The sequence below is a fragment of the Arhodomonas sp. KWT genome, from assembly GCF_010993615.1.
The window spans coordinates 1-7,779 of record NZ_WNXE01000131.1 but is presented as its reverse complement, the minus strand read 5'-3'; the positions used below and the strand labels follow the sequence as shown (position 1 = coordinate 7,779).

Below are 7,779 nucleotides of genomic sequence, written 5' to 3'. Positions count from 1 at the left end.
CCGCTGGCCGGAGTCCGCGTGCTCGCGCTCCCGGGCCTCCCGAGCCTCGCGCCGCGCCGGCAGCGCCGCCGCGGCACTCTCCAGGTCCACCCCGTCGTCAGCCGCCGGCAGGGCCTCGATGCGCTCCGCGGTCGCCTGCACGCGCTCACGCAGGGCCGCCACGCCGTCCCGGGCGTGCGCTGCGGCGACCTTCTCGCTCGCCGCAGCATCCGCGTGGGCACGCTCGCGGCGCTGGAGCGCGGCCTCCGCATCCGCCGCGGTGTCCACGCCGAGGCGGGACGCCACCCCGCGCCGGGCCTCGCGGGCCTCGTCCCGGGCCTCCCGCGCCGACGTCAGGTCCACCCCGCCGGGACTCACACGCACGGTGCCGATCCCCTCGAGGGCGAGCACGCCCTCGCCGGTCAGCCGCCACTGCCCCTCGGCAACGGGCTCCGCGGCACCGCTGACCGACACGGGCACGGCGACCTCGGCGTCCACCCGGGTGGCACCGGCCTCCAGCCGCGCCTCGGCCCGGGCCAGGCGATCCTCGATACCGCGCAGTTCGTCCACGTCCCCGCGCTGGATAGCGACGTCCGCCACCGACGCCCGTGCCTGCCGGGCGGCCTCCAGCGCCTCCTCCGCCCGGGCGAGGGCCTCGCGGTCGGCACGCAGGCGCTGCTCGCCGTCCAGGCGCTCGCGGGCCCGCGCGGCCTCCTCCTCCGCCCGGCGTGCCGCACTCACGGCCCCGGCAGCGGTTTCGTGGGCGGCGCGGGCCTCGGCCTCCGCGGCCTCGGCACGGCTCACGCGGGCATCCGCGTCCGCCAGCGCGGTGTCCGCGGCGGTCAGGGTCTGCTCCAGCCCGGCGAGCGCACGGATATCCTTCTGGCGCTCCGTCCAGTCCCTCTCGCGCTGCTGGTGCTCGGCCTCGGCGACGCGCACGGCACCGGCGAGGCGTTCGCGCTCGGCACGCCTGGCCTCCAGTCGCTGGTGGGCGGCCCGGGCGGCATCGAGGCGGCGCTGGCGCTCGGCGGCGGCGTCCGGGTCGTCCAGCGCGGCGAGCTCCTCGCGCTCTCGGGCGAGCCGGTTCACGGCCTCGTCGAACTCGGCGAGCTGGCCGTCCACCTCGGCCAGCTCCGTGGACAGGGTCTCCACCCGGGCGTCGGCATCCTTGAGGGCCTTCCCCGGGCGCCCGGTGGACGTCCAGAAGCGGCCCCGCTCGGTGGCGAAATGGCGGAGCAGGCGCTGGCCGGTGGCCCCGCCGAGGACGTCGCCGACCTCCGCCTCCAGTACCGCGCCGAGGGAGCGGCGCGCGCTCTCGGCGGGATCGACGGCATGGAAGGTGGTGCCCTGGGTCACCCAGAGCAGACCCCAGACGCCCTGATGGCGGGCGTCGGTGGCACCGCGGCCCGGGCGCTCGAAGCCGAGCAGCGACTGCAGCGCCTCCTCCGCCGCATCGCCCTCCCAACGGCCGCCCGGCCCCTCCAGGCGGGCACCGGCGCCCTGGCAGAAGCGCTTCCAGAGTCGGTACTCGTCGCCGCCGCAGGTGAAGGTCAGGGTCACCTCCGGGCCCACACGATGACCGTAGGGCTGGAGCTCCGAGGCCGCCCGGCCGCTCAGCCCGTGCCGGTCGAACAGTGCCACGCGCAGGGCCTGGAGCACGGTGGACTTGCCCGCCTCGTTGTCGCCGCCGAGCACGTTGAGGCCGCCCTCCAGGGGCCCGATCTCCAGCGGCGCCACCAGGCGGCGGAAATTCTCGATGCGCAGGTGCCGGATCTCCAATGCGTCCCTCCCTGACGGAGCGCGTCAGTGCAACTCGCGGTAGGCGGCGTAGAGGCGCTGCACGGCCTCCGCGGCATGTGGCTCGCCGGCGGCCTGGCGCTCGCGCAGCGCGGCCAGCGCATCGGCGACGAAGCCGCTGCCCTCGAAGGCGGCGAGGTCCGCCTCGGTGGCCTCCGGGCGCAGCGCGGCGTCGTCCCACTCCAGGTACGCCAGCCGCGCCTGCCAGCGCTCCAGGAGCTCATCCAGCGCGGAGCGGGTCGCGAGATCGACACCGCCGGCGAGCGCGAGACGGAGGACATGGCGCTCCAGCGGCGCGGACAGGCCAGTAAGGCGGTCCTCGAGGGCCTGCAGGGCGCCCTCGCCGGTGAGGTCCTGCTGCCACTCGTGCCAGTGGTAGTGGCTCGTGGCCAGGGGCGTGACCGCCGGCGCGTCACCGCCCGACAGATCCACCCGCAGGACATGCCCCGGGTCGCGGCTGCGGAAGCTGTCCGTCTCCGGGGTGCCGGAATACCAGGTGCGCTCGGCGATCTCCAGGGTCCCGTGCCAGTCGCCGAGGGCCAGGTAGTCCAGGCCGGCGGTCACGGCGCGGTCCTCGGCGATGGGATTGTGGGCCTCCGCGGCCTCCGGCAGGCGGTTGCGCAGGCTGCCATGGGCGAGGCCGACCCGCACCGCACCCCCCGGGGTCGCCGCGGTGTCGAACCACTCGGTGACGTCGCCGGGCTCGTGGCGGCGCCGCAGCGGGGCGGGCAGCACGGCCAGACGGCCGTCGGCGAGGACCAGCGGCTCCGGGGTCAGGGCGGCGTGGACGTTATCCGGCCGGCAGCCGAGGCGCTCGATGCGCGTCCACACGCTCTCGGCGAGGGCAGCGTCGTGGTTGCCGGGCAGCAGCACCCACGGCCCGGGCCACTCGGCCATGGCCTCCATGGTCCGGCGCAGGGCGGCATCGGGCAGGGTCTGGCTGTCGAAGACGTCGCCGGCGACGAGCACGGCGTCGGCCCGGTGCTCGGCGGCCAGCACGGCGATGCGTCGGATCACGGCGTAGCGCTGCTCGCGCAGCAGTGCCCCGGCGTCGCCGGCGATCCGGCCAAAGCCCTTGCCGATCTGCCAGTCGGCGGTATGGAGTAGACGCAAGCGGCGGTCCTCCTGTTCACCATCCCGGCGTCACGCATCGGCCACAGGCGGGCACCTGCCGTGCCGCCGGGAAAAAAGTGCGGCCCGGCGAACCGGGCCGAAACAAGGGTAATCGGCATCGTGCCGACTTTACAGGAGGGAAAGATTGACACCGGGCTCCGGGCACCTCCCTGTGCCCGTCCCCGGCGACGGCTTGCGCCGCCGTGCGCATCTCACTTCCAGCGTCCTACAATGGCTGACAACACCCAGGACGAAGAGGTTCCCGTTCCATGCCGGAGACCCGCAGAAACGTGCTCGGCACCTCACTCGATGCCTGCTGCAGCGACCCCGTCACGGGCTTCTACCGCGACGGCTACTGCCGCGTCGGCGCCGACGACGCGGGCGTTCACGCGGTGTGCGCCACCCTCACCGACGAATTCCTCGACTTCAGCGCCCGCCGCGGCAACGACCTGTCCACGCCCCGGCCGGAGTTCGGCTTCGATGGGCTGTCGGCCGGCGACCAGTGGTGCCTGTGCGCGGCACGCTGGCTGGAGGCCCACGAGGCCGGCTGCGCCCCGCGGGTACGGCTGCTCGCCAGCGACGAGGCCGCCCTGGAGGTGGTGGCGCTGGAGACCCTCAAGCCCTACGCGCTGGACCTGTCGTGATGGAGGTCTGGTTCAGCCACGGCCAGGAGAGCGGCCCGTGGGGCTTGAAGATCACCCGGCTGGCGGAGGTCGCCCGGGCCGCCGGCGCGGGCGTGACCAGCATCGACTACCGCCACACCCGGGACCCGGACGAGCGCGTGCGCCACCTCCTCGCGCAGCCGCGTCCGCGGGGCCCGCTGGTCCTGGTAGGCTCGAGTATGGGCGGCTATGTGGCCGCCGCGGCGAGCGCCGCGCTCCGGCCGGCGGGGCTGTTCCTGATGGCGCCGGCGTTCTACCTGCCAGGCTACGAGGGAGACGTCACGCCCCACGCCGGCGACGTGGAGGTGGTGCACGGCTGGCGCGACGAGCTGATCCCGCCGGCGCACAGCGTGCGCTACACCGGGGCCTGCCGGGGGCGGCTGCACGTGCTCGACGGCGACCACGGCCTCTCGGAGGTGATCGACGACATCGCCGCGCTGTTCGGGCGGTTTCTCGACCGGGTGGGCACCGCGGCCACGCCGTGACGCCCCGGCCTCAGGCGCCGTCCAGGGCCGCCTCCACGGCGGCGCGGCGGGGTATCGGCGCCACCGCGCCCCGCCCCAGCGTGGACAGCGCCGCGGCGACGTTGGCGTACCGGGCCGCCGCCTCCGGCCGGGCCCCGCGCACGATCCCGGCGAGGAACGCCCCGTCGAAGGCATCGCCGGCGCCGGCGGCGTCCACCTGTGCCACGGGATGCGCCGGGCAGTGCACGCGCTCGCCGTCCGCGGCGACCAGCACCCCCTCGCGCCCCATTTTCAGGGCCACGACGCGGGGCCCGAGCCCCGCGTAGAAGTCCACCACCGCATCGGGGTCCGTCAGCCCGGTAAGCCGGCGCGCGTCCTCCAGGCCCGGCAGGGCGATGTCCGCCTCGCGCATGGCGGCATGGATCACCGCACGGGCCCGGGCGAGCGGCCAGAGCTTGAGGCGCAGGTTGGTGTCGTAGCTCACCGTCACGCCGGCCTCGCGCGCCGCCGCCATGGCCGCGAACACGGCGTCACAGGCCTTGGAGCTGATGGCCTGGCTGATGCCCGAGACGTGCAGCACCCTGGCGGCACGGATGTAGTCGAGGGGCAGGTCGTCCGGGCCCAGCCGGCTGGCCGCCGAACCCTGGCGGAGGTAGCTGAACACGTGCTCACCGTCGCGGTAACGGATGAAATAGACGCCGGTGTGCGCATCCCGGTCCACGGCCACCGCACTGGCGTCCACGCCCTCCGCCGCCCACAGATCGAGGAACGCCCGCCCGAAGCCGTCGTCGCCGAGGGCGGTGAGATACCCGACCGCGGCCTCCTGGCGCGCCGCGGCGATCGCGCAGTTCGAGGTATCACCGCCGTAACCCTGGAGGAACCACGTCCCGCCGTCGCCGGGACGCTCGCTGAGCTCCAGCAGCGGCTCGCCGAGACAGACGATGTCCACCATGGCGCGTCAGCCGCCGCCAACGGCTGACGCCGCCCGGCGCTGGCCCTTCACCCGATCGTCAACGGTCATTGGAACCACTCCCCTCGCTGCACCCCCGGACCGGCCAGAGCGCCGGCGCCGGGTATCCATAATATGGACAAAAAGCCCGGATATTAAGACCATAGGCAGCATCAGGACGGGCCGTCAAACCGGCAACAGGAACGACACCGGATGACCGCAGCCGGACAACAGGACAGTGCTTCCGCGACGCGGGGGGCGGCGACCTTCGTCAAGGGGCTACGCCTGCTCCAGACCATCGCGGCACTACCCGGACCCGCACGCCTGAAGGACATCCAGCGGGCGGGCGCGCTTCCGCGGGCGACGCTGTACCGCCTGCTCGGCGCCCTCGAGGGCGAGCGTTTCGTCGTCCGCGACCCGCTCCACGGCGGCTACCTCCTCGGCCCCGAGCTCGCCCGGCTCGGCTACCAGAGCCGTATCCAGAACGATCTGCCGCGCGGCGCCCGCGAGGCACTGGTGGCGATCCGCGACGCCACCGGCGAGACCGTGCACCTGGCGGTGCCCCGGGGCGACGTGATGGTCTACGTGGACAAGGTCGAGTCCCTGGCCTCGGTGCGCATGGCGTCCATGGTGGGCAATCAGGTGCACATGCACGCCTCCGCCGTGGGCAAGGCCTTCCTCGCCGCACTGGCACCGGAGGCCCTCGATCGCTACGCCGGACGGCTCGCCCTGGAGCCAATGACCGCCAACACCGTGACCGGCCTGCCGGCGCTGCGGGCGGCGCTGGAAACGGTGCGGGCGCAGGGCTATGCCGTCGACGACGAGGAGAACGAGCCCGGCATCGTGTGCTTCGGCCGGGCGCTCTACGGCGTGGACGGGCAGCCCATCGCCTCGGTCAGCGTGAGCGTGCCCCGCTACCGGCTCGGCGACGACTGGGCACACCGCTATGCCGGGCCGATACGTACCGCCTGCGAGGCGGCCGGCCTGCTGATGTCACCACCCGGCCACGACGACGGGCCCGGGCGGCCCGGGTAACGACGGGCACGGCCGGGGCCCCTCAGGAGACGGTCATGGATCCACGCTTTCAGGACGCACTCGCCGAACGCCCGCTGGTGGCCATCCTGCGCGGCATCACGCCGGACGAATGCGAGTCGGTCGCCGACGCGCTGATCGACGCCGGCTTCGGCATGCTCGAGGTCACCCTCAACTCCCCGCAGCCATGGGAGAGCCTGCGCCGGCTGCGCGCCCACTGCCCGGTTCAGACCCTGGTGGGCGCGGGGACGGTACTCGACACCGGCTCGGTCACCCGCCTCGCCTCGATGGCACTGCCGCTAATGGTCACCCCGAACACCGACCCGGCGGTGATCGACGCCGCCTCGCGCGAGGGGCTGACCAGCCTGATCGGCTGCATGACGCCCACCGAGGCGCTGCTCGCCGCGCGCCACGGCGCCTCGGCGCTCAAGCTCTTCCCCGCCGCGCGCCTGGGCCCGGGCTATCTCCGGGACGTGCGTGCGGTGCTGCCCCCGGCGCTGCCGGTGTTCGTGGTCGGTGGGGTCAACGCGCAGAACCTGGCCAACTTCCATGCCGCCGGGGCGGCAGGTTACGGCATCGGCGGGGACGTCTATCGCGCCGGGCGCCCGGCAGTGGAGGTGGGTGCCGCCGCCCGGGACATCGTCACCGAATACCGGCGCGTCAGGGGAGAGGGGCAATGAGCGGGCGGATCATCGTCGTCGACTGGGGCACCACCGCGTTCCGCGCCTACCTGGTGGACGCGGACAGCGGTGCGTGTCTCGAGCGGATCGCCGCGGGCCGGGGCATGCGCGAGCTCGCCGGCGGGTCCTTCGCCGACTACTGCCGCGAACGCCTCGGCGACTGGCGCGAGGACGGCGCCGTACCCGTCTACCTCGCCGGCATGGTGGGCGCGCGCCAGGGCTGGCACGAGGCCCCGCAGCCGGCGCTGCCGGTCACCGCCGGCGACCTCGCCGACGGACTGACCGCCGCCCCCGGGCTCGACAACACCTGGCTGGTGCCCGGCGTGCGCGTGCACGGCGACGGCGGCCACGTGGACGTGATGCGTGGCGAGGAGGTCCAGATCATCGGCGCGCTGGCGCTGGCGGCGCGCGGCGACGCGACGCTCTGCCTGCCGGGCACCCACAGCAAGTGGGCCCGCGTCGACGACGGCACGCTCCGCCACTTCGCAACGGTAATGACCGGCGAGCTGTTCGAGGCGGTGACCCGGCACACGATCGTCGGCGCGCCCGCGGCGGACAGCGACACCCCCGACGACGACGCCTTCCGTCTGGGCCTCACGGAATCCGGGCGTCGCGGCGGCCTCGGGCACCAGCTCTTTACCGCCCGCAGCCGCTGGCTCTACGGCGGGCTCGCCGCCACCGGCATCCGCGACTACGTCTCGGGACTGCTCATCGGTCACGAGATCCTGGGCATGCGCGGGCTCTACGCCCCCGACGAGGTGGTGCTGGTCGCGGACGGACACCTGCGGCCACGCTACGAGGCCGCGTTCGGGCACTTCGGTCTCAGCGTCCGCCCCGTCGCAGCGGCGGACGCCAGCCTCGCCGGCGTGCTCGCCCTCGCCCGGCGGCACCCGCACGTGGGCGGGGCGGGGTGAGCGCGGGGGACGGGCGCCCCCTCAGCGCCGGGTCAACTTGAGCTCGATGCGCCGGTTGCGCGCCATCGCCTCCGGCGAATCCCCCTCGGTCAGCGGCTGGTACTCGCCGTAACCCGCCGCCGCGAGGCGCTCCGCGGGGATGCCCTGATCGATCAGGAAGTGGACGATGTTGGTCGCCCGCGCGGTGGA

The 7,779-nt window shown here is 74.4% G+C and carries 9 protein-coding genes; 5 read left to right on the top strand and 4 right to left on the bottom strand.

Annotated elements, in window-relative coordinates:
- Together G7A99_RS14660 and G7A99_RS14655 are read right to left on the bottom strand one after the other, a co-directional pair.
- A partial coding sequence (locus G7A99_RS14660; protein WP_163141434.1) for an AAA family ATPase occupies positions 1–1,758 on the bottom strand: 1,758 nt, incomplete at its 3' end.
- A 24-nt stretch (positions 1,759–1,782) separates the two neighbouring features.
- Positions 1,783–2,889: a DNA repair exonuclease gene (locus tag G7A99_RS14655; RefSeq protein WP_163141431.1), complete on the bottom strand. Its 1,107-nt coding sequence runs from the start codon at positions 2,887–2,889 to the stop codon at positions 1,783–1,785.
- Between the two features lie 269 nt (positions 2,890–3,158).
- Between G7A99_RS14655 and G7A99_RS14650 the strand changes: the two genes are divergently transcribed.
- Together G7A99_RS14650 and G7A99_RS14645 are read left to right on the top strand one after the other, a co-directional pair.
- On the top strand, positions 3,159–3,533 hold the full coding sequence (locus G7A99_RS14650; RefSeq protein ID WP_163141428.1) for a DUF2237 family protein: 375 nt from the start codon (positions 3,159–3,161) through the stop codon (positions 3,531–3,533).
- Positions 3,533–4,036 carry an alpha/beta fold hydrolase gene (locus G7A99_RS14645; protein WP_163141425.1) on the top strand — a complete coding sequence of 168 codons (504 nt, stop codon included), beginning with the start codon at positions 3,533–3,535 and terminating at the stop codon, positions 4,034–4,036. Before G7A99_RS14650 ends, G7A99_RS14645 begins: the two co-directional genes overlap by 1 nt.
- Positions 4,037–4,046: 10 nt before the next feature.
- On the opposite strand, the gene G7A99_RS14640 is transcribed toward G7A99_RS14645, so the two are convergent.
- Positions 4,047–4,967 (bottom strand): sugar kinase, encoded by a 921-nt coding sequence (locus G7A99_RS14640; RefSeq protein ID WP_018719096.1) that lies wholly within the window; start codon positions 4,965–4,967, stop codon positions 4,047–4,049.
- A gap of 210 nt (positions 4,968–5,177) precedes the next feature.
- Between G7A99_RS14640 and G7A99_RS14635 the strand changes: the two genes are divergently transcribed.
- Genes G7A99_RS14635 through G7A99_RS14625 form a run of 3 tightly spaced genes read left to right on the top strand, consistent with a single transcriptional unit; the run spans position 5,178 to position 7,590 of the window.
- Positions 5,178–5,999, top strand: a complete 822-nt coding sequence (locus G7A99_RS14635) for an IclR family transcriptional regulator (RefSeq protein ID WP_163141424.1) — start codon at positions 5,178–5,180, stop codon at positions 5,997–5,999.
- A gap of 35 nt (positions 6,000–6,034) precedes the next feature.
- Positions 6,035–6,676: a 2-dehydro-3-deoxy-6-phosphogalactonate aldolase gene (locus tag G7A99_RS14630; RefSeq protein WP_018719094.1), complete on the top strand. Its 642-nt coding sequence runs from the start codon at positions 6,035–6,037 to the stop codon at positions 6,674–6,676.
- Positions 6,673–7,590 carry a 2-dehydro-3-deoxygalactonokinase gene (locus tag G7A99_RS14625; RefSeq protein WP_163141421.1) on the top strand — a complete coding sequence of 306 codons (918 nt, stop codon included), beginning with the start codon at positions 6,673–6,675 and terminating at the stop codon, positions 7,588–7,590. Before G7A99_RS14630 ends, G7A99_RS14625 begins: the two co-directional genes overlap by 4 nt.
- Positions 7,591–7,611: 21 nt before the next feature.
- On the opposite strand, the gene G7A99_RS14620 is transcribed toward G7A99_RS14625, so the two are convergent.
- A partial coding sequence (locus G7A99_RS14620) for an OmpA family protein (RefSeq protein ID WP_163141418.1) occupies positions 7,612–7,779 on the bottom strand: 168 nt, incomplete at its 5' end.